Here is a 19,322-nt window from a genome sequence, read left to right as displayed (position 1 = left end):
GATCAATTCGCGCCAGTCAGTGTTCGTACGTCAGTCAGCTTGCCGGTCACAGCCGCAGCGGCTGCCATCGCTGGACTCATCAGATGTGTTCTTGCACCAGGACCTTGGCGTCCCACAAAATTTCTGTTCGAGGTGGATGCGATGCGCTCACCAGGCTGACCAATGTCACCATTCATGGCCGCACACATGGAGCAACCCGGAGAGCGCCATTCAAGTCCTGCCTGCACGAAGACCTTGTCCAGTCCCAGCGCTTCAGCCTGCTCCTTGACCAGTCCGGATCCTGGCACCACCATTCCGGGCACACTCACCTTTCGCCCCTCAAGGATCTTTGCTGCCTCTTTGAGATCGCTCAGCCGGCTGTTCGTACAGGAGCCGATGAAGACACGATCAATGTTGATGTCCGCTATCCGCATGCCGGGCTGCAGACCCATGTATTCCAGCGCCTGCCTGGCGCCATCACGTGACTGCGCATCTTTGAGCAGATCTGGATCCGGCACGACACCATCGATGGCACAACCCGCATCAGGACTGGTTCCCCAGGTCACCATCGGCTTGATCTCGCTGGCATCCAGCACAACCTCACGATCAAACTGCGCATCATCATCCGAACGCAAGGTGCGCCAGTATTTCAGGCCTCGATCCCAGTCCACACCCTTCGGGGCCTGCGGCCTGCCTGCGAGATACTCGAAAACGGTATCGTCTGGTGCAATCGAACCCAGCCTTGCACCTGCTTCAATGGACATGTTGCAGACGGTCAGACGTCCATCCATATCCAGTGAGGTAATGGCTGATCCTGCATACTCTATCGCATGTCCCACTGCGCCGGAAGCACCGATTCTGGCGATGATGGCCAGGATGATGTCCTTGGCTGAAACTCCGGGGTGCAATGCTCCTTCGACGCGAACTCGCATAACGCGCGGCTGGCTCTGCCACAGTGTTTGCGTGGCCATCACGTGCATGCTCTCGGATTGCCCGATTCCAAATGCAATCGCACCAAGCGCACCATGCGTCGATGTATGACTATCGCTACAGACCACCGTCATACCGGGTAGCGTCAGTCCTTGTTCTGGTCCCACCACATGCACAATTCCCTGCCGCTTGTCTGCCAGATTGAAATGCGGCACATCGCCCCATTTCATGTTGCTGTCGAACTGAGTGATCATCCGTGCAATCTCGGGTGTTGCCGCATCCTGAGCACGCCGCCCATTCGTCGGAACGTAGTGATCGGGCACACCAAACACCTGGGAAGGATGACGCAGTTTCAGGCTCCGGGCCCGCAACTGGTTAAAGGCGTGAAAGGAGCCTTCGTGCACGATGTGCCGATCAATGTACAGCAATGAGGGCCCCTGCTCTCTGGGCACGATGATATGCGGTGACCAGATCTTCTGAAAAAGTGTCTGACTCATAACCTTGATACATCCTTTGAATATGCGTTGGCAACCGCATCCCGACTGCGTCGGAACAACCCGTGCACAGCTCGTGGACTTTCTCGTAGTGTACCTACCATACAAGCAGATGAGCGTAATTTCATCGTATTTATTGTGCTACTTATAGTACATATAAGCAGGCTATCTTCCCCGCATGTATTGGACGTCCCTCACTCAGCAGCAGTACAACACTCCCAACCTCAGGTCGATTCCTCAGACTGGCACGATTCTTCACACGCAAACCCGTCCGAACGCACAGTCTGCTCGGTCTGGGACATCTGGTTCTGGCATTTCCCGCACCTGCTGTCTGGACTTGGTACACAAAAGAAGCAAGCAGATTGATCTGGATCAGGCGTTGGTGGCCAGATGCTCGATTCATATTTCAGTTATCAGATATGATGCTGATAACTACTATCATTCGCATTAACATCATGAGCCAACTTCTTTCCATCAACCAGTGGGTTGACCCTGAAATCACCGTCATCGACGAAGGTCGCTCAGTCACATTCCACATCCAGGACTGCTTCGACTTCCACGGTTACGACGCAGTGGGCGGGGTCGTACTGGGGTTTCGGTTGCTACAAGCCGTTCAGCGCGAGCTCAACCACGGCCTGCCATTGAGCCGACGGGCAGTCAGCCTGTTTACTGCGTTCCCCGGACTTGGTGCCCGCGATGTTTTTGAACTGGTGACCCGCATGTGCAGCGAGCAGCGATTCGAACTCGATACGAGCTTCGAGCATCCGGTCGCACTCAAAGGCGTGGCTGGCGCCTTCTATTTCCAATTTACATACGACGCAAAGTCTGTCGAACTGTCCCCGATTGAAGGCGCGCCAAGTGCAGACTTCATTGCAACTGGCAAGGCAAGCAAAGATCCCAACGCAAGCAAGGAGCTGCTCGCGCACTGGACGAACCTCAAGCACGAACTCGCCAACACCCTGTTGCAACATACAGCCGAGCAAGTCATCCGGAAGCTATGATGCAACGCGCGAAGTCGCTGGTGATGCCACTGGCGATATTAATGTACTGGCAGTTGATTGCCAGTTCGGGTCTGGTTTCATCCTATCTGCTGCCCGCTCCGGAAACGGTATGGACTGCGGCGAAGAGTCTTTATGCAAGCGGCATACTGAGCCACAGCATTCTGGTGTCGCTCAGTCGTGTGTTTCAGGGATTTGGAATCAGCTGCGTGCTGGCTTTCGCACTGGCACTGCTCGTGAACGGCTCCCGCACGGTTGAGCAACTTCTGTCTGCACCTTTGGCCCTGCTTCGCATGATCCCGCCACTGGCCATGACGCCACTGTTGATCCTGTGGTTCGGGATAGGCAGCACAACCCAGCTGGCGATCATCATTCTGGCATCGATCTTCCCTGTGTTCCTGAACACCCGGGACGGGTTGCGACGGGTCGACCCGTCACACCAGGAACTAGCCAGAAGTCTTCAGCTCGGCCGTCTTCGCTACTTTCGATGGATCGTACTGCCTGGTGCCGTTCCCTCGATCATCACAGGAGTCCGGGTCGGATTCGGATACAGTTGGCGCGCCCTGATCGGGGCAGAGCTTATCGCCGCGTCGGCCGGTCTGGGCTATCTGATCATTGACTCTCAGGAAATGATGCGCACAGACGACGTGATGGTTGGCATCCTGACCATTGGCATGATTGGCTGGCTGCTAGACACCCTGTTTGATCAGCTGCTCTGCCGCAAGCTGAGCAGGCGATTTCCGGAAATTTGCCGCTCATGACCATCCTCAAGAACATCACCAGACGTTTCGGTGACCAGGTGGTCATCAATGACCTGACCGTCGAACTCGGATCCCATCCGGTCACGGCGCTTGTCGGCGCGTCTGGATGCGGAAAATCCACCTTGCTGCGAATCGTTGCAGGCCTTCTCACCTGCGATTCGGGTGTTATCGACGCCAATCACAAGAATATGGCCGTGGTGTTTCAGGAACCGCGTCTGCTTCCGTGGCTGGACGTCCGTGAGAACCTTGCTCTGGCTCTGTCTCGCGCGCACAACAGTGACCCGCAGTGCATCCAGCACGCACTGGGTCAGGTCCATCTGGCAGGTATCGAACAGAAGTTTCCGCGAGAACTATCCGGCGGGATGGCTCAACGTGTTTCGATTGCCAGAGCACTGCTGCAGAAGCCGGACATCCTGCTGATGGATGAGCCATTCGCTGCACTCGACGCCATCACGCGCTCAGAACTCCAGCAGATGCTGATTTCACTTGTCGCACAGGAGTCACTGCAATGCCTGTTTGTCACACATGACCTGAATGAGGCGGAGTTGATAAGCAACCGCCTGCTGGTCATGCATGCGGGCAAGATCGTCGCCTCCTTCGTGAAGCGAGACGGGCAGTATCCATGCAGCATGAGCGCCGACATTCATCAGTATCTGAACCAGAGTCTTGGACATAACGAAAACCTTTCCCATCATTGAATCAGGAAGCATCATGAAAAAAGTAATTACTTCGATTCTGCTCAGCGCCAGCGCACTGGGTGCAACTGCAAGTGCTGAAACGCTCGACATCAGCTATGTACGCTCGCCTTTTAACCTACAGATGATTGTGATGAAGGAGCACGGATTACTTGAGAGCGAAATGGCGAAGCAGAACGTCGATGTGAAGTGGCACGAAATCACGTCCGGCTCACAACAGGCGCAGGCTCTCGCCAGTGGAGACCTGGACATTGCCGGCGTCATGAACACAGCATCCGTACTAATGGCCAATGCCGCAGGCAATCCTGTCCAGATACTGGCTGGCGTCTCGCGACCGACCGATACTTTCGCGATCGTGGGTGCGAAAGGCGGACCCAGCACCGTCGCCGAACTCAAGGGCAAAAAGGTGGCCGGACCGAAAGGAACCGTGCTGCACCAGACTCTGGTTGCCGCACTGGTTAAAGAAGGCATGACCATCAACGATGTTGAATTCATCCAGATGGGGATTCCTCAAGCGTTCGCAGCCCTTCAAAGCGGCCAGATTGACGCCGCACTGCTTGCTGCCGGCGCAATCATGAACGCGCAGCGCGAAGGCGCGCAGACTATCACGACAGCAACAGGACTAACTGTGCCGACGCTTGTCATGGCAACCAGTGAAGGCGTCGCACACAAACACCCTGAGTGGATCGATGCAGTGATACGCGCACACGACATGGCCGCCAGGTGGATATCCGAGAACAAGGAGCAGGCTATTGAACTTGGTGCCAGACAGCAAGGCGTCAGCCTGGCAGATGCCAATACGCTATACGACTGGGCACATTTCACGCAGCGACTGGACCAGAGTGACATCCCCAACCTGCAAGCTGAGATGAGCTTCATGCTCGACAACGATCTCATGCGCAAACCGGTGAACATTGAAGCCATCATTCTGCCCCAGGCCATGCAGGCCAATTGATGTCTCCCGCCAGACATCAGTCTGACGCCAGGCCCCGGACAGACAGAGCAAGAATCGGCTCAGTCTGTCCGTTGCTGCGGGCTTTTCTTACACACATGACTTCCATCACCCAAACACCATGAACGAATACTCAGTAACTGTCTGCGATCAGGACGGCATCATCACGCTGACACGGGAAGACCTTCTGAAATACACGGGTTACGGCAATGTGATCGCTGCCGCGTTGATGATCCGCGTCTGCAAGGCGGCCTTCGACAGGCTGTCCCCGAGTGAGCCAGTCAACCGAAGGGAACTCTACTGGACGCTAGGATTCTGTGGACCCGGGATTCTGGATTGCGTCGAGATGATCAGTCTGGCGATCCGCGAAGGCCGATGCCTGCAAAAGCCGATGCTCGACCACCCGCAAGCGCCCATGTCAATTGGTGGACAGTTTGTGTTCGACATCACTTACAGGAACCGGAGCGTGCGCATCTGGCCAGATGCGCGCATCTTTGATGATGAGTTTCGAGAACAAGTCGCGAACTGGCAGGACAAACCGGTATCTGAAGAGCGTCAGGCGTTCCTTGAATACAAGCATCGCAAAGTGTCGCAAATCCTGAACGAGCCCGAATCAACGCTGTTCACGATCGAACATGGATCATGACGGTCCCCCGTGCATACAAGCGCTCACACGACGTAGCCAGTGAGCAGGATTTTGCCTGAATGAATTCAGTAAGGCTGACTATTATCTTCAAAATATTCCTATACTTCGACCATGATTTAAATCGTGGACAGGGACAGGTATGGCAATTCTGGTAACGGGCGGAGCAGGTTTCATCGGATCAAACTTTGTGCTCGACTGGCTCGCACAGAGCAAAGAACCTGTCATCAACCTGGACAAGCTGACGTATGCCGGCAATCTCGGAAACCTGGTCTCTCTTGAAGGCAACTCATCCCATGTTTTTGTTCAAGGAGATATTGGAGACCGCTCTCTGGTCTCCCGACTGCTGGTTGAGTACAAGCCACGTGCCATTCTAAACTTTGCGGCGGAGAGTCATGTCGACCGGTCCATCCACGGACCAGGTGAGTTCATCCAGACCAATATCCAGGGCACGTTCAACCTGCTCGAATGCACTCGAGAGTACTGGCTGAACCTGGATGAGCAGGCGAAATGTAATTTTCGGCTTCTGCATGTGAGCACCGATGAGGTGTATGGGACACTTTCACCTGATGCACCTGCGTTCACCGAAGAGCACGCTTACGAGCCAAACAGTCCCTACAGTGCCAGTAAAGCCGCCTCAGACCACCTGGTGCGAGCCTGGCACCATACGTACGGACTACCAGTACTGACAACCAACTGTTCGAACAACTATGGTCCGTACCACTTCCCTGAAAAGCTCATCCCGCTCATGATCGTCAACGCGCTCGCTGGCAAACCGCTCCCCGTCTATGGTGACGGCATGCAGATTCGCGACTGGCTCTACGTAAAAGACCACTGCAGCGCCATTCGCAGGGTCCTGAGCGCCGGGCATGTTGGCGAAACCTACAACGTTGGTGGCTGGAACGAGATGCCCAATATCGAGATCGTCAAGACTGTGTGTACCATTCTTGACCAACTCAGACCCAAGCCTGATGGCAGCAGTTACGACACCCAGATCTGCTACGTACAGGATCGCCCTGGTCACGACCGGCGTTACGCAATTGACGCTCGCAAGATTGAGCGTGAACTGGGATGGAAGCCAGAAGAAACTTTCGAGACAGGTATTTACAAGACGATCAGATGGTATCTTGACAATCCGCAATGGGTACAAGACGTTCAGTCGGGCGATTACCGTGAATGGGTCGGCAAGCAATACGGTTCAGTGGCAACGCCCTGACTTTGATAATCCAAGTATGTATCCATCGCTGCCCAACCAGTTTTTCCAGCCACATACACGAATTTTGGACTGAACCTGACATGACCATCAAGCGCAAAGGCATCATTCTCGCGGGCGGCTCTGGTACCCGTCTGCACCCGGCAACGCTCGCCATCAGCAAACAACTGCTTCCCGTGTTTGACAAGCCGATGATCTACTACCCTTTGAGCACGCTGATGCTCGCGGGCATCCGGGACATCCTTGTGATCAGCACTCCTCAGGACACACCCCGATTCGAGCAGCTGCTCGGGGATGGCAGCCAATGGGGCCTGAATCTGCAGTATGCAATCCAGGCCTCCCCTGACGGGCTCGCCCAGGCGTATCTGATCGGTGAGTCATTCCTGGACAACAGTCCTTCGGCACTGGTTCTGGGGGACAATATCTTCTATGGTCATGACCTTCACCTTCTGCTGGCCAACGCCGTACAAAGGACGAATGGAGCCAGCGTCTTTGCCTATCACGTGCACGATCCGCAACGATACGGTGTAGCCGAATTTGACGAGAACGGCAAAGCCCTTTCGCTGGAAGAAAAGCCCAGTCAACCCAAATCTAGCTATGCTGTTACCGGTCTCTACTTCTACGACAACCAGGCCGTGGAATTTGCGAAATCCCTGAAACCATCGCCACGAGGCGAACTCGAAATCACGGACCTTAACCGCATGTATCTCGAGCGCGATCAGCTCAATGTCGAGATCATGGGCCGGGGTTATGCCTGGCTCGACACGGGTACACATGAATCATTACTGGACGCGAGTCAATTCATTGCGACACTGGAAAGCAGACAAGGCCTGAAGGTTGCCTGCCCTGAGGAAATAGCGTTCCGGCAACAGTGGATTGACGAGGCCCAGTTAAAGGAACTTGCACAGCCACTACTCAAAAACGGATACGGGCAGTATTTGCTACGTCTCATCAACGACCGTATCTATTGACACGAATCCGCATTGCCATTGACCGACGGGATCAAAAGCCACAGACTGTCGGTGTAATCTTCTCCGTTTAAAGAAGACGAGATGGTCTCGTGATGATTGAATCTGTTCATAAGGTCTGGGTCTTCCGCCAGTTCATTGTCGGCAACGTTCGCAGGGAGTTTCAGTCACGCTACCGAAACTCCCTGCTGGGTTCTACCTGGGTCGTTTTGAGCCCCTTGTCCCAGATCCTGATCTACACAGTCATCTTTTCCCAGATCATGAAGGCCAGACTACCTGGCGTTGAAAGCACATTCGGCTACAGCATCTTTCTATGTAGCGGCATCATCATGTGGGGACTCTTTTCAGAGATAACCAGCAAATGCCAGAGCATGTTTCTCGATAATGCCAATCTCATAAAAAAGGTCAACTTCCCGAAGCTGTGTATCCCGATCTCCGTCACGATCAACGCTCTACTCAACTTCCTGGTCATCTTTACGTTATTCACAATTTTTTTGCTGGTGAGCGGAAATTTTCCAGGAATCGTCTACCTGGCGATATTTCCGCTGTTGGCCATCCTGGTTCTTTTCTCAGTCAGCCTGGGAGTGATCGTTGGCATCATCAATGTATTCTTTCGAGATGCTGCTCACTTCTACAGTATCTTTCTCCATTTCTGGTTCTGGCTTACACCAATTGTCTATCCTTCTTCTATTCTGCCGGAACCAATCAAAGCACTTATCCAGATCAACCCGATGACGGGATTCATCAAGGAGATTCAAACAATCATCGTCCATAGGCAGTGGCCTGGTAGCGAATGGATCTATCTCGGAGCCTTCTCACTCACACTGTGCACATTTGCCGCGATCTTATTCAAAAGAAGAGCGGCAGAAATTGTGGACGAGTTGTAATGCCAGCAATCTCTATTAAGGGCTTAAGCAAGGTCTACCGCCGCTACAGGACAAAATGGGCAAGGCTGGCAGACTGGCTTGACCCACTGGGAAAGACCAGATACGAGTCTCAATGCGTGCTCGACAGCATTAGCCTCGACGTTAACAAAGGTGAAGCGCTGGGGATCGTGGGTTTCAATGGGGCAGGAAAAAGCACATTGCTCAAACTGATATCCGGAACCAGTGCGCCAACCAGTGGAAGCATTCAAATCAATGGTCGAGTTTCAGCGCTGCTTGAACTCGGCCTGGGATTTCATCCAGACTTCACCGGTCGGGAGAACGCCTACATGGCCGCTCAACTTCTAGGGTATCAGTCGAATGAAATCCACGACCTAATGCCTCACATAGAAAGGTTTGCTGAAATTGGCCATCACATTGATGAGCCAGTACGCACATACAGCAGTGGAATGCAAATGCGCCTCGCATTTAGCGTCGCCACAGCGAAACGTCCGGACATCCTGATTGTTGACGAGGCATTATCCGTAGGTGACGCCTACTTTCAACATAAAAGTTTTGAGCGTATCAGACAGTTTCGCCGGGATGGAACTACCCTTTTGCTGGTCAGTCACGACAAACAGGCCATCCTGTCCATCTGCGATCGGTGCATCCTTCTGGATAAAGGGCGAATTCTCAGGAGTGGCCCTCCTGATCTCATCATGGACTACTACAACGCCATGCTGGCAAGTGGTCAGGAGCAGACCATCGCAGTGGTCAAGCTGCCAGACCACTCATATCGAGTCGTTTCCGGAACCGGCGAGGCAACTACTCTTACGCTTGAGCTACTGGACCATCAAAACTCCCCAGTTGAAGTCGTACGAGTAGGTCAGACCATCACATTGCGAGTGAAAGTGAGAGTACACGCAGACATCCCGCGACTGATTGTTGGCTATGGCATCAAGGACAGACTTGGTCAAGTGATGTACGGCACGAACACACACATCAAAGGCATTCCGGTTCTGAAGACCAAGTCTGGAGACGAACTAGCAGTCGAGTTCCGTTTCGACATGACTCTGGGACCCGGGGAGTACTCAATACAGACCTCTCTTTCGAGCTCTGAAACACACCTGTTAAATAACTATGAGTGGCGAGAACGCGCATTGCTTTTTAAAGTGATAAACACCACAGGCGAGGAGTTTTCTGGTTGTAACTGGATGAACCCATCCGTCAAAATTGATAAGCACCATGACTCATATTGATGGTTTTGCCTATTGCCGTTGATCTTACGAATACTAACGAATCCCGCTAAATCCGAATTCCATTCGGCGCTAGAGAATTTCAGAGGCCACGAAAGTCCTGGCGCAACACTCGCCAAGGAAATCCCGGCGATAACAAGGCCAGATCGCCACGTATAGCACGATACTTAATGACAATGCGTTTCGTGAATATTACTGATGAAACGACATCTTTGAAAATAAATATCAAGGAAGAAAGAAAAATATTTTCAAAAGAAGAAGATTAAAGGAACACACGCCTCCGGAATGCGCTTGAGGATGTCAGGCATTCTTCTTTCACCACCTGAGGGGTGCTCATAGCCGCAGAATCGGAGTGCACCATGTTTAAAAAAGATCGCTCAGTGCGATCCCATTCTGAAATTAGAAAGAACCATGAATTCGCATTCCAGAAAACTCTGATTCAAGGCCTGAGAAGCATGGTCCTGTCCAGCCCAGGAGCAATCCGCGTCGGAAAGAAAATTCTAAAAACAAACCCGTGGGTGTGGAATAAAATCAAGAACAAGCTTTTCTTTCAAGACAGTATTAGTTTTGGATTCACAACACTCAAGCACGGCGACATATTGATTCACTTCTCGAATGCGCCACTGGTCGACGAGAGAGGAATAGGAAGGGTCACGAGAGAGCTGCTCAAATCACTTTCAAAAAATCTTGAAGCTGTTTCTTCGCACTGCTCCAGTGATGAAGAATACAAACATGTTTATTTTTACTCTTCAATCCACTGGTGCCCGGCGGACCCTCCACGACCGGCAGTGGTTATGATCCATGATGTCATTCCGCTTCTTTTTCCGGACCAGTTTCCCAGACCAATCGTAGAAGACTGGAAGAACAGACTCCGTGAAACCGCCAGAAAAGTTGATCACATAGTTACGATCAGCAAATCAAATGTTCAACACCTCCAGCATGAGCTAGCCATTGATCCCACAAGAATCTCGGTCATCCACAATGGCGTCTCCCCACTAGAGACTCGAGCAGACTGCAAAGTAGATTTGCCCCACGCACCGTTCATTGTTTACCTAGGCTCATATGATCGGCACAAGAATGTCGAGGTTGTACTACAGGCCCTTACAAGCCGGAAACTAGCTGAAATCCACCTTGTCTTGATTGGCGACAACCACCGGTGCTCGGGAGTGGCTCAAAGGCTTGGAATCGCCGACCGGGTGCACTTTCTCGGCAAACTCGATGATGGTGCTGTCGCAAACGTTCTCAAAAAATCCGTTGCCCTGGTTTTTCCTAGTCTTTTCGAAGGTTTCGGACTTCCACCACTCGAAGCCGCGTTGCTCGGCGTTCCTGTCATCTGCAGCAATCGCCCTGCCATGACCGAACTGATCCAGACGGGGTTCATCTTTTGTGACCCGCTAGATCCGGAAGAATGGGAAAAGGCGATACTCAAGGTTGCAAAAGCCGGAGTGCCAATCGCTGACCTGGCGAAGCTGACGACACTCGTCCAGAACAGGTTTAGCTGGGAAAGATCTGCTGACCAACTGACGCAGACTTTAATCAAATGCGCCCGAACAAGTTTCCGTAATAAATAACCTGTTGATCACATGCCATCAATCGCTCTTAAATCTTCCATTCGAAAGCTGCAATGAAAGTTCTTCATGTATACAGAACTTTCTTTCCTGACCCGCCCGGAGGTTTACAAGAGGCTATTCGTCAGATCTGCATATCAGGGCAGCGATTTGGCCATGAGTCACGCGTATTCACGCTATCCCCCAACCCTGATCCAAACCATATTGAAAGAAGCGGAATTCATATTCTGAGATCCCGGTCCTGGATTTCTCCCGTTTCATGCGACATCGGCGGACCTGATGCGTTCATGCTCTTCAGGAAACTGGCTAAATGGGCGGATATTCTACACTTTCACTTCCCGTGGCCGCTTCTTGATTTTCTAAACATAACCCTTGAAAAGTCTAAACCCAGATTAATGACTTATCATTCAGACATAGTCAGGCAAAAGTTTATCGCGAAAATATATGCTCCTTTGATGTGGAGAACGCTACGGTCAATGGACAGAATAGTTGCTACGTCGCCAAACTATGTCGAAACCAGTCCGGTCCTGTCCTGCAAACAGCTTCAGGGACGCGTTTCAGTGATTCCACTCGGCATAGACGAAAATCATTACCTAACGGGTTCTGCAGACGAAATCGACAATGACAAGTGCACGGATTCTTTCCAGACGCCCTACATTCTATTTATTGGAGCACTCCGCTACTACAAAGGGCTCGATATTCTGTTACACGCTGCTACCGCGTTCCATGGCGATCTGGTTATAGCAGGAACCGGATCTGAACACGACTTTCTTTGCACACTCAAACAGAACCTGAATCTCAAAAACGTACACCTTATCGGACAAGTATCTGAAGCGAAGAAGATTCGACTACTTAAAGGCTGTAGCGCCTTGGTACTACCTTCTCAGCTCAGATCGGAGGCATTCGGAATGAGCATGGTTGAAGCCAGCATATTCAGCAAGCCTTTAATCAGTTGTGAAATCGGAAGCGGCACCAGTTTCGTCAATAAACACAATGAATCCGGCCTGGTTGTACCTGCTGCCTCCGCTCGAGATCTTGCAAACGCAATGAATCAGATCTTTCACGATCAAGTACTGGCAGAGCGACTTGGAACCGGGGCGAGAGCCCGTTACGAGAGGCTTTTTTCGGGGAGCATCCTTGGAGCGTCTTACTCCAGGGTTTACGGCGAAATCCTTGCCCGGTAGGACACTGAGCGGCCAACTCGACCTGCTGCAATACACAGGCGTCATCCTGGGCAGGAAGTAAACATCAGGCAAGTTGTGCCCGAAAAGCTCAACAACCGAGGTCTTCATTTGTGAGGGCACGAGTTCACGTAAAACTGAAACCCGTTGCGGCCGACCTGTTCTGATACTCCAGACCGAAATCCTGGAAGTTTCTGGATCACCGTGCAAACTCAGAGACTGGCAGCGAGTCCTCACCACCTTCCGGGTCTATGCAACAAACAGTCCAGACCGTCGCGGTAACTATGGCGCTACCAACCGATGCAACATCCTCACAGCAACAATCTCGCGTTAGACTGTCGTGCTGGAATCGACCGCGACCAATCATTGAAACACTTAATCTAATGAAGATCTCCATTGCAGGCACTGGGTACGTAGGGCTTTCTAATGCGATGCTCCTCGCTCGACATAACGAGGTCGTTGCTCTTGACATCGACCCTCTAAAGATTGACTTGATCAACCAACGACGATCACCAATCGAGGATCCTGACATCCAGGAACACCTGCAGAAGGACGACCTTAACCTTCGTGCCACCCTGGACAAGTATGAGTCTTACGCCGGCGCTGACTTCGTCATTATCGCAACACCAACAGACTACGACCCCAAGACAAACCGGTTCAACACGACATCGATCGAATCAGTCATCCATGATGTGATGGCCATCAATCCAGATGCCGTCATGGTCATCAAGTCTACAGTCCCCGTGGGCTATACGGAACGAATTCGCCAGGCGTTCGGGACTGACAACCTGATCTTCTCACCGGAGTTTCTCAGAGAAGGCAAGGCGCTACACGACAACCTGTACCCATCGAGAATTATCGTTGGGGAGGAGTCCGAACGGGCCAGGCTATTTGCCGACCTGCTGGTACAAGGCTCTCTCACTCCCAACGTCCCGGTGTTGCTCACCCGAAGCACGGAAGCTGAAGCGATCAAGCTCTTTGCCAATACGTATCTAGCCATGCGGGTTGCATACTTCAACGAACTCGACACCTACGCCTGCACCCATGGTCTGGACACCCGCCAGATCATTGATGGCGTTTGCCTCGACCCGAGGATTGGCAGTCATTACAACAATCCGTCTTTCGGCTATGGTGGCTACTGTCTGCCAAAGGACACCAAGCAGTTGCTTGCCAACTACCATGAAGTCCCTCAGAATCTGATCAATGCCATAGTGGAAGCGAATAGCACGCGAAAGGATTTCATCGCTGACGCAGTCCTCAAGCGGCAACCCAGCGTGGTTGGCATCTACCGCCTGATTATGAAAGCAGGGTCAGACAACTATCGCTCTTCAAGCATTCAGGGCATCATGAAAAGGATTAAGGCGAAAGGAATCGAGGTCATCGTTTACGAGCCTGTTTTGTCCGAGAAGACGTTCTACAATTCCCGGGTCGTCAATGACATCGACGCATTCAAGCGCGAGTCGGACCTGATCGTGGCCAATCGCATCACAGACGAGATCCGGGATGTGTCCGATAAGGTTTATAGTCGCGATCTGTACAGTAGCGACTGACATCACCAACAAACTCGTCGAGAGCGAACACACCAACATGAAAGTACTTGTGACCGGCTCCGCCGGATTTATTGGTTCAACCCTCGTTCTGCGTCTGCTCGCTCGTGGAGACACAGTCATCGGGATCGACAATCACAATGATTACTACGATCCAGCCATCAAGGAAGCCAGGCTTGCCCGGTTTGCCGAACACCCAGATTACACTCACATTCGAATCGATCTGGCCGACAAACAGGGCATCGAAAATGTGTTCAAGTCGCACAGGCCCGAACGGGTTGTCAATCTGGCCGCACAGGCAGGTGTTCGTTACTCGATCGAGAACCCACTCGCCTACATCTACAGCAACATCGTCGGGTTTGCCCATATTCTGGAAGGCTGCCGTCATTATGGCGTCGAGCACCTCGTTTACGCCAGCAGCTCCAGCGTCTACGGGGCCAACACAACGCTACCGTTCTCTGTTCATCACAACGTCGACCACCCACTGAGTCTGTACGCGGCCAGCAAGAAGTCCAATGAGTTGATGGCGCACACTTACAGCCAGCTCTACAGCCTCCCGACGACTGGATTACGTTTTTTCACTGTGTACGGTCCCTGGGGTCGCCCTGACATGGCGCTGTTCAAGTTCACTAAAGCCATCCTGGCAGATGAGCCTATCCAGGTGTTCAACTACGGAAAGCATCGTCGGGACTTTACGTACGTTGATGACATCGTTGAAGGCGTGATCCGGGTGCTGGATCGTCCCGCACCGGTCAACCCTGACTGGAATGGTGACCAACCGGACCCTGGCACGAGCAAAGCCCCATGGCGCGTGTACAACATTGGCAACAACAGTCCAGTTGAATTGCTGGACTACATTGCCGCCATCGAAAAGGCACTTGGCAAGAAGGCGCAGATGGAGTTGCTACCGCTGCAGGCGGGTGATGTACCCGATACGTATGCAGACGTTTCGGATCTGGTCCAACAGTTCGATTACAAGCCGAGCACTCCTGTCGAGAAAGGGATCGCGAACTTTGTGGCTTGGTATCGAGATTACTTCAAGGTATGACAGACATGCATCTGGATGACATCAGACTGGCCGTCATTGGCCTTGGATATGTTGGGTTGCCGCTCGCTGTTGAGTTTGGCAAGGTACGCCCGGTAGTCGGGTTCGACATCAACACCAAGCGAATCGACCAGCTCAAGGCGGGTGTTGACCAAACACTCGAAACCTCCCAGGAAGAGCTTGAATCGGCGAGCGAACTGAGCTTCACGACTGAGATCAATGATCTGACTCCCTGCAACTGCTACATCGTGACCGTTCCAACTCCAATCGACGAGCACAAGAGGCCGGACCTCACCCCATTGATTCGAGCCAGTGAAACCGTCGGTAAAGTGCTCAAGAAAGGTGACATCGTTATTTATGAGTCCACGGTTTATCCTGGATGCACAGAGGAAGACTGTGTTCCGGTCCTGGAGAAGCAATCGGGGTTGAAGTTCAACGTAGACTTCTTCTGCGGTTACAGTCCGGAACGGATCAACCCAGGTGATAAAGAGCACCGTGTAACGACCATCAGGAAGGTCACCTCAGGATCAACACCAGAGATTGCGGACCTTGTCGACTCACTCTATCGACAGATCATCATAGCTGGCACCCACAAGGCGAGTTCCATTCGTGTAGCCGAAGCCGCCAAGGTTATCGAGAACACCCAACGCGATGTCAACATTGCACTCATTAACGAGCTGGCGCTGCTTTTTAACAAGCTCGGCATCGACACGCTGGAAGTGCTTGAAGCAGCTGGCACCAAATGGAACTTCTTGCCTTTCAGACCAGGGTTGGTCGGCGGTCATTGCATTGGCGTCGATCCATACTATCTGACACACAAGGCGCAAGCTGTTGGCTATCATCCTGAAGTCATACTGGCCGGGCGCAGAATCAATGATGGCATGGGTGCCTATGTCGCAGATGAGGTCGTCAAGCTCTTGATCAAGCGTAAACAGAATCCCGTGGGCGCACGCGCTCTGGTTCTGGGTCTGAGTTTCAAGGAAAACTGCCCAGACCTCAGGAACACTCGAGCGGTCGACATCATTCAGAATCTCAAAAACTACAACCTCGAGGTCGACGTTCACGACCCGTGGGTTGATCCTGCCGAGGCGATGCACGAATACGGAATTCAGATTGTTCCGTCGCCAGAATCGAAGCAATATGACGCGGTGATTCTGACTGTGGCCCACAAACAGTTCAAGGAGATTGGTGCAACGGCCATCAGGGGCTGGCTAAAGAACGACCAGGGCGTTCTGTTCGATGTCAAGGCGATCCTGCCCAGGGAGAGTGTCGATGCCAGACTGTAAGCGAACCAAGAGAAAACTGATCGGCGTAAACCATCGAGGCAAGAGACCAGCTCTTGCCCCAGCACGGCATAAGGGACTCTCAACCAACTCCGCAGACCCGTGCCACTCAAGCGGTTAAAGTCTCGACTCCAGAGCGCACACCCGGATCACCATGCCATCGCAAAGGGCATGCTGTGGGTGGTGTTTTTTGTGTTGCTGGGATCCATTGCTCGAGCGGGTAAAGAGGTTGCGATTGCCTACCGCTACGGGGTGAGCGCAGATGTTGATGCCTATCTATTCGTATTCAACATGGTCACCTGGCCAGTCGGGGTCTGGTTCAGTGTTCTGACAGCCGTCATGATCCCACTGGTCGCAAGGATACGGGAGAATGCACCAGATGATCTGCCACGCTACAGAGCAGAAATTGCCGGGTTCAGCCTCATGGTGGCAGTTGGCCTGACTGTACTAGCCGGTTACGGCCTGACATACCTGTTTTCAGGAGACTTAAGCGGACTAGATCCGCAGACAAGATCAATTGCGAATGACATCAGCCATCTGATGGTACTACTGATACCACTCGGTCTGCTTATCAGCCTGTACTCAGCCTGGATGTTATCTTCGGGGCATCACGCCAACACATTGATGGAAAGCGTGCCTTCAATCGTAATGGTGGGGGCACTTCTGATCTTCTCAGTTGCCGATGCCATGTTACTTGTCTGGGGCACACTTGCAGGCTTTGCCTTCCATCTGATCAGTCTCGGTTTGCCTCTGTGGCGACGCAGCGAGATCGACTTCCCGAGGTTCTCATTCCAGTCATCCCATTGGGCTGCCTTCTGGCATGGATTCGGGATCATGGTGGTTGGACAGGCGATCATGAGTCTCGTAACAATCATTGATCAATTCTTTGCAGCCCATCAAGGCACAGGTGCTGTCGCGACCCTGAGCTATGCGAACAGAGTGTTGATGCTTCTGCTCGGTGTGGGTGCCATGGCTGTGTCAAGGGCAACCTTGCCAGTATTCTCACGCGCAATTGCCAGCGGAGAGAAGCAAGTCAAGCAAATTGCTGTCCACTGGATCAAACTCATGCTGTTGCTAGGCGTTGCCGCGTCTATCGTGAGTTGGCCTCTGGCAAACTGGGGCATCAGTCTTCTTTTTGAAAGAGGAGCATTTTCCGCTGAGGACACGAAAGATGTCGCTCGAGTATTTCAATTCGGCCTGGTGCAACTACCCTTCTATTTCGCAGGGCTGGTATTGGTCAGTCTAATGACAAGTCAGCGAAAGTACCATTTCCTGTTCTGGTCAAGTGTCATCGGCCTGACAACAAAAGTCTTCGGAAACGCTGTGCTCTCCAAAGCGTTCGGGATAGAAGGGATAGCACTGGCGACTGGACTGACCTATGCTGTGACCTTCATGTTCTTCCTGTGGGCCCTAAAAACACAGGAAAAATAAGACATGGCTGAGTATTTCTTTAAAAACAAAATCTAAAGACTGATAAATCAAATAATGGCGCCTCACAATATAGTTTCGCTTGACGCAAAGCTGGATCGCACCGGTGACGACCCAGGCCAAACCCTGAGCCTCAAGAAAGCGTGAGTAGCACACTGATTGTCTCACGGCCACAGCGCCTCTATTTGTAATCATGATTTTCAGACGAACATGACTCGCCACATTCCGGAAATGCTCCAGAAATACTTGACAAGTTCCATCACTGCCGTAGTCCTGATGGGACTGCCCGAGTATTTAAGAATAAATGAATTTCCAGTCCCCCCGTTTGTCTGGGCGCTCTCCCTGCTAATCACTTTCGGCTTCATTGCACTGAGAGGAAGAGACCGAGTGGAGTTCACACATGCCACTCAGACACTCATAAAAGAACCATTATTCTGGTGGTGGATCGGATTTGTGATATCCGGGCTCATCGCGATTTTGGTGCACGGAGCACACTCATTTGCACTTGAGGATCTCATGCGCAGAGTGTCAGCAGCAGGCGGGTTTCTATTAATGCTTCTTTTCATGCTGATCAGCACGAATGTAAGAAAATGGGCGCAGACAGGAATTCTCTGGGGAGGCATTTTATTGTCCGCAAGTATCCTGTTAGGGTACTTGCGGATCGGGTTCATCGACGCAATTGACTGCCGACCTGGAGGATTTCTAGTCAACCCGAACACGGCAGCTTATGCGCTATGTTTCTGTTTGCTTGGATCCTGTTCCGCATGTAAAAGCAGAACCTTGCAGACAGTTTCCCAGACGTTCTTTCTTTTCGCAATTTTCATTACAGCCTCGCGCTCGGGGTTGCTTGCAGCAGCGATCACCATTGCCGCACTGGCATTCACCCAAAGGGTTGATGTCGTGAGAACTCTAGGCTTGACTGTAGTTTTGTTAGCATCACTGGCAACCATTTCGCTGCTTGGTGTTACCCATAACAGGACAACATCCTGTCTCCAGGAAGTTGTAAGTGACAGGTTCAACTTTGGTGTGTTTCAAGTGCAAGGACCTGAAAACACCGGGACGGCCGTTCCCGCCAAACCACTTAAGCCAGATGGGCCTGACGAGCGCTCTTTAATAGATCACCTGTACACAAACCCTTCGACCCAAGAGAGAATAGAGTATGGAAGTGAGGCTTATGAGCGCTTTATCGAAAGCCCATTGACCGGAGATGGAATTGATCCAGAACTTGGAAACCAGACACACAACGAGTTTCTGTCACTCACTTCACAACACGGACTAATCGGATTAATTCTGTTTATTTCGTTCTGGTTCGTTCTTTACAAATCAGGCGTCACTATTCTCGTGCTACTCCCGTTTTTCTTCGTCGCCATGTTTTCTCACACTTTCTATTATGAGCGGTTCACGCTCATTGTTCTTGCATTTCTCACCGCCACCGCAATCACCGAACGTCGCAAGAGGAACGGACCAGATACCACTCTTCAATCAACACGAAATAGCAGCCTCAACAGTTAGATGCTC

At 52.1% G+C, this 19,322-nt stretch carries 17 protein-coding genes; 16 read left to right on the top strand and 1 reads right to left on the bottom strand.

Features of this window, described 5'->3' with window-relative positions; genetic code table 11:
• Window positions 1-2: 2 nt before the first annotated feature.
• On the bottom strand, window positions 3-1,406 hold the full coding sequence (gene leuC / locus DBV39_RS16235; RefSeq protein WP_108622434.1) for a 3-isopropylmalate dehydratase large subunit: 1,404 nt from the start codon (window positions 1,404-1,406) through the stop codon (window positions 3-5).
• 452 nt (window positions 1,407-1,858) lie between these two features.
• Between leuC and DBV39_RS16225 the strand changes: the two genes are divergently transcribed.
• The 16 genes from DBV39_RS16225 (at window position 1,859) to DBV39_RS16150 (ending at window position 19,316) form a co-directional block, all read left to right on the top strand.
• Entirely contained in the window at window positions 1,859-2,404 is a 546-nt protein-coding gene (locus DBV39_RS16225; RefSeq protein WP_108622432.1) for a hypothetical protein, read from the top strand.
• Complete coding sequence (locus tag DBV39_RS16220) at window positions 2,401-3,162, top strand: ABC transporter permease (protein WP_227870680.1); 762 nt, start codon at window positions 2,401-2,403, stop codon at window positions 3,160-3,162. Before DBV39_RS16225 ends, DBV39_RS16220 begins: the two co-directional genes overlap by 4 nt.
• Window positions 3,159-3,860, top strand: coding sequence for an ABC transporter ATP-binding protein (locus DBV39_RS16215; RefSeq protein WP_108622430.1), 702 nt, complete (start codon window positions 3,159-3,161; stop codon window positions 3,858-3,860). Before DBV39_RS16220 ends, DBV39_RS16215 begins: the two co-directional genes overlap by 4 nt.
• A gap of 13 nt (window positions 3,861-3,873) precedes the next feature.
• The gene (locus tag DBV39_RS16210; protein ID WP_108622429.1) at window positions 3,874-4,812 is read left to right on the top strand and encodes an ABC transporter substrate-binding protein; all 939 of its coding nucleotides are present in this window, start codon (window positions 3,874-3,876) and stop codon (window positions 4,810-4,812) included.
• Between the two features lie 118 nt (window positions 4,813-4,930).
• Window positions 4,931-5,455, top strand: coding sequence for a hypothetical protein (locus DBV39_RS16205; RefSeq protein ID WP_108622428.1), 525 nt, complete (start codon window positions 4,931-4,933; stop codon window positions 5,453-5,455).
• Between the two features lie 139 nt (window positions 5,456-5,594).
• On the top strand, window positions 5,595-6,668 hold the full coding sequence (gene rfbB, locus DBV39_RS16200) for a dTDP-glucose 4,6-dehydratase (RefSeq protein WP_108622427.1): 1,074 nt from the start codon (window positions 5,595-5,597) through the stop codon (window positions 6,666-6,668).
• 80 nt (window positions 6,669-6,748) lie between these two features.
• Window positions 6,749-7,636, top strand: coding sequence for a glucose-1-phosphate thymidylyltransferase RfbA (rfbA, locus tag DBV39_RS16195; RefSeq protein ID WP_108622426.1), 888 nt, complete (start codon window positions 6,749-6,751; stop codon window positions 7,634-7,636).
• 92 nt (window positions 7,637-7,728) lie between these two features.
• Window positions 7,729-8,520: an ABC transporter permease gene (locus DBV39_RS16190; RefSeq protein WP_108622425.1), complete on the top strand. Its 792-nt coding sequence runs from the start codon at window positions 7,729-7,731 to the stop codon at window positions 8,518-8,520.
• Complete coding sequence (locus tag DBV39_RS16185) at window positions 8,520-9,755, top strand: ABC transporter ATP-binding protein (protein WP_108622424.1); 1,236 nt, start codon at window positions 8,520-8,522, stop codon at window positions 9,753-9,755. Before DBV39_RS16190 ends, DBV39_RS16185 begins: the two co-directional genes overlap by 1 nt.
• A 356-nt stretch (window positions 9,756-10,111) precedes the next feature.
• Window positions 10,112-11,323, top strand: a complete 1,212-nt coding sequence (locus tag DBV39_RS16180; RefSeq protein ID WP_108622423.1) for a glycosyltransferase family 4 protein — start codon at window positions 10,112-10,114, stop codon at window positions 11,321-11,323.
• A gap of 53 nt (window positions 11,324-11,376) precedes the next feature.
• Window positions 11,377-12,504, top strand: a complete 1,128-nt coding sequence (locus DBV39_RS16175) for a glycosyltransferase (RefSeq protein ID WP_108622422.1) — start codon at window positions 11,377-11,379, stop codon at window positions 12,502-12,504.
• Between the two features lie 380 nt (window positions 12,505-12,884).
• The gene (locus DBV39_RS16170; RefSeq protein WP_108622421.1) at window positions 12,885-14,051 is read left to right on the top strand and encodes a nucleotide sugar dehydrogenase; all 1,167 of its coding nucleotides are present in this window, start codon (window positions 12,885-12,887) and stop codon (window positions 14,049-14,051) included.
• Window positions 14,052-14,088: 37 nt separating this feature from the next.
• A complete protein-coding gene (locus tag DBV39_RS16165; protein WP_108622420.1) occupies window positions 14,089-15,096 on the top strand; it encodes an NAD-dependent epimerase in 1,008 nt (335 codons plus the stop codon).
• A gap of 5 nt (window positions 15,097-15,101) precedes the next feature.
• The gene (tviB, locus tag DBV39_RS16160; protein ID WP_108623330.1) at window positions 15,102-16,379 is read left to right on the top strand and encodes a Vi polysaccharide biosynthesis UDP-N-acetylglucosamine C-6 dehydrogenase TviB; all 1,278 of its coding nucleotides are present in this window, start codon (window positions 15,102-15,104) and stop codon (window positions 16,377-16,379) included.
• Window positions 16,380-16,478: 99 nt separating this feature from the next.
• The gene (murJ, locus tag DBV39_RS16155; protein ID WP_159079004.1) at window positions 16,479-17,807 is read left to right on the top strand and encodes a murein biosynthesis integral membrane protein MurJ; all 1,329 of its coding nucleotides are present in this window, start codon (window positions 16,479-16,481) and stop codon (window positions 17,805-17,807) included.
• Window positions 17,808-18,014: 207 nt separating this feature from the next.
• On the top strand, window positions 18,015-19,316 hold the full coding sequence (locus DBV39_RS16150) for an O-antigen ligase family protein (RefSeq protein WP_108622418.1): 1,302 nt from the start codon (window positions 18,015-18,017) through the stop codon (window positions 19,314-19,316).
• Window positions 19,317-19,322: the final 6 nt, after the last annotated feature.

The organism is Orrella marina, from assembly GCF_003058465.1.
Classification (GTDB): domain Bacteria; phylum Pseudomonadota; class Gammaproteobacteria; order Burkholderiales; family Burkholderiaceae_B; genus Algicoccus; species Algicoccus marinus.
The sequence above is the reverse complement of the archived record's forward strand: the minus strand, read 5'-3'. Positions and strand labels throughout refer to the sequence as shown.

Bases quoted from the DNA above. Each gene is read 5' to 3' on its own strand.
- leuC (WP_108622434.1), bottom strand. From the start codon at position 1,406: ATGAGTCAGACACTTTTTCAGAAGATCTGGTCACCGCATATCATCGTG.
- DBV39_RS16225 (WP_108622432.1), top strand. From the start codon at position 1,859: ATGAGCCAACTTCTTTCCATCAACCAGTGGGTTGACCCTGAAATCACC.
- DBV39_RS16220 (WP_227870680.1), top strand. From the start codon at position 2,401: ATGATGCAACGCGCGAAGTCGCTGGTGATGCCACTGGCGATATTAATG.
- DBV39_RS16215 (WP_108622430.1), top strand. From the start codon at position 3,159: ATGACCATCCTCAAGAACATCACCAGACGTTTCGGTGACCAGGTGGTC.
- DBV39_RS16210 (WP_108622429.1), top strand. From the start codon at position 3,874: ATGAAAAAAGTAATTACTTCGATTCTGCTCAGCGCCAGCGCACTGGGT.
- DBV39_RS16205 (WP_108622428.1), top strand. From the start codon at position 4,931: ATGAACGAATACTCAGTAACTGTCTGCGATCAGGACGGCATCATCACG.
- rfbB (WP_108622427.1), top strand. From the start codon at position 5,595: ATGGCAATTCTGGTAACGGGCGGAGCAGGTTTCATCGGATCAAACTTT.
- rfbA (WP_108622426.1), top strand. From the start codon at position 6,749: ATGACCATCAAGCGCAAAGGCATCATTCTCGCGGGCGGCTCTGGTACC.
- DBV39_RS16190 (WP_108622425.1), top strand. From the start codon at position 7,729: ATGATTGAATCTGTTCATAAGGTCTGGGTCTTCCGCCAGTTCATTGTC.
- DBV39_RS16185 (WP_108622424.1), top strand. From the start codon at position 8,520: ATGCCAGCAATCTCTATTAAGGGCTTAAGCAAGGTCTACCGCCGCTAC.
- DBV39_RS16180 (WP_108622423.1), top strand. From the start codon at position 10,112: ATGTTTAAAAAAGATCGCTCAGTGCGATCCCATTCTGAAATTAGAAAG.
- DBV39_RS16175 (WP_108622422.1), top strand. From the start codon at position 11,377: ATGAAAGTTCTTCATGTATACAGAACTTTCTTTCCTGACCCGCCCGGA.
- DBV39_RS16170 (WP_108622421.1), top strand. From the start codon at position 12,885: ATGAAGATCTCCATTGCAGGCACTGGGTACGTAGGGCTTTCTAATGCG.
- DBV39_RS16165 (WP_108622420.1), top strand. From the start codon at position 14,089: ATGAAAGTACTTGTGACCGGCTCCGCCGGATTTATTGGTTCAACCCTC.
- tviB (WP_108623330.1), top strand. From the start codon at position 15,102: ATGCATCTGGATGACATCAGACTGGCCGTCATTGGCCTTGGATATGTT.
- DBV39_RS16150 (WP_108622418.1), top strand. From the start codon at position 18,015: ATGACTCGCCACATTCCGGAAATGCTCCAGAAATACTTGACAAGTTCC.